At 47.7% G+C, this 1,617-nt stretch carries 2 tRNA genes and 1 rRNA gene; all 3 read right to left on the bottom strand.

Features of this window, described 5'->3' with window-relative positions:
* Nucleotides 1-269: 269 nt before the first annotated feature.
* Nucleotides 270-345: transfer RNA gene (locus KTI79_RS19050), tRNA-Ala, on the bottom strand.
* Between the two features lie 55 nt (nt 346-400).
* Nucleotides 401-477: transfer RNA gene (locus tag KTI79_RS19045), tRNA-Ile, on the bottom strand.
* A 59-nt stretch (nt 478-536) separates the two neighbouring features.
* Nucleotides 537-1,617, bottom strand: a 16S ribosomal RNA gene (locus tag KTI79_RS19040); the annotation flags it as partial.

Raw genomic sequence — 1,617 nt, 5'->3', positions numbered from 1 at the left:
TTAAACACTGTACAGCTTCAATCTAAATTCATATACCAAAACGCTTGATTCAGTTAATTTGCTAGTTCTCAATTCATTCAGATTAATTGCTTAATCTAAACTCTTGAGTGAACAATTTATTTCAGACTCAATTTTGCCAATCTGTTAATGAATAAACATGCCTTCGTCAGGTCATGCTTAATACCGTGATACTTAAATCACAGAAGTTAATAAACCAAGATCTAAATCTCTATTTACTAATTTCTGTAATCCGAACTTCTCTTAAGTTCTGGTGGAGACTAGGAGAGTCGAACTCCTGACCTCCTGCGTGCAAAGCAGGCGCTCTACCAACTAAGCTAAGTCCCCAGCTTACATCATCAGTCATGTATCTTTTATCTATAACTTCAACCAGTCAAAGTCATGGTGGGTCTGACAAGACTTGAACTTGTGACCCCACGCTTATCAAGCGTGTGCTCTAACCAACTGAGCTACAGACCCTCAGATACATCTATGAAGAACAACTTGTTGTGGATTCTTACCAATCGTCAATCTTTCGTTAAGGAGGTGATCCAGCCGCAGGTTCCCCTACGGCTACCTTGTTACGACTTCACCCCAGTCATCGGCCACACCGTGGTAACCGCCCTCTTTGCAGTTAGGCTAGCTACTTCTGGTGCAACAAACTCCCATGGTGTGACGGGCGGTGTGTACAAGGCCCGGGAACGTATTCACCGCGGCATTCTGATCCGCGATTACTAGCGATTCCGACTTCATGGAGTCGAGTTGCAGACTCCAATCCGGACTACGATCGGCTTTTTGAGATTAGCATCCTATCGCTAGGTAGCAACCCTTTGTACCGACCATTGTAGCACGTGTGTAGCCCTGGCCGTAAGGGCCATGATGACTTGACGTCGTCCCCGCCTTCCTCCAGTTTGTCACTGGCAGTATCCTTAAAGTTCCCGACATTACTCGCTGGCAAATAAGGAAAAGGGTTGCGCTCGTTGCGGGACTTAACCCAACATCTCACGACACGAGCTGACGACAGCCATGCAGCACCTGTATGTAAGTTCCCGAAGGCACCAATCCATCTCTGGAAAGTTCTTACTATGTCAAGGCCAGGTAAGGTTCTTCGCGTTGCATCGAATTAAACCACATGCTCCACCGCTTGTGCGGGCCCCCGTCAATTCATTTGAGTTTTAGTCTTGCGACCGTACTCCCCAGGCGGTCTACTTATCGCGTTAGCTGCGCCACTAAAGCCTCAAAGGCCCCAACGGCTAGTAGACATCGTTTACGGCATGGACTACCAGGGTATCTAATCCTGTTTGCTCCCCATGCTTTCGCACCTCAGCGTCAGTGTTAGGCCAGATGGCTGCCTTCGCCATCGGTATTCCTCCAGATCTCTACGCATTTCACCGCTACACCTGGAATTCTACCATCCTCTCCCACACTCTAGCTAACCAGTATCGAATGCAATTCCCAAGTTAAGCTCGGGGATTTCACATTTGACTTAATTAGCCGCCTACGCGCGCTTTACGCCCAGTAAATCCGATTAACGCTTGCACCCTCTGTATTACCGCGGCTGCTGGCACAGAGTTAGCCGGTGCTTATTCTGCGAGTAACGTCCACTATCTCTAGGTATTA

The organism is Acinetobacter sp. WU_MDCI_Abxd143 (assembly GCF_025514195.1).
Taxonomy (GTDB): Bacteria; Pseudomonadota; Gammaproteobacteria; order Pseudomonadales; family Moraxellaceae; genus Acinetobacter; species Acinetobacter pittii_H.
Note: the sequence above shows the minus strand (reverse complement) of the source record. Positions and strands in the feature narration are given on the sequence as shown.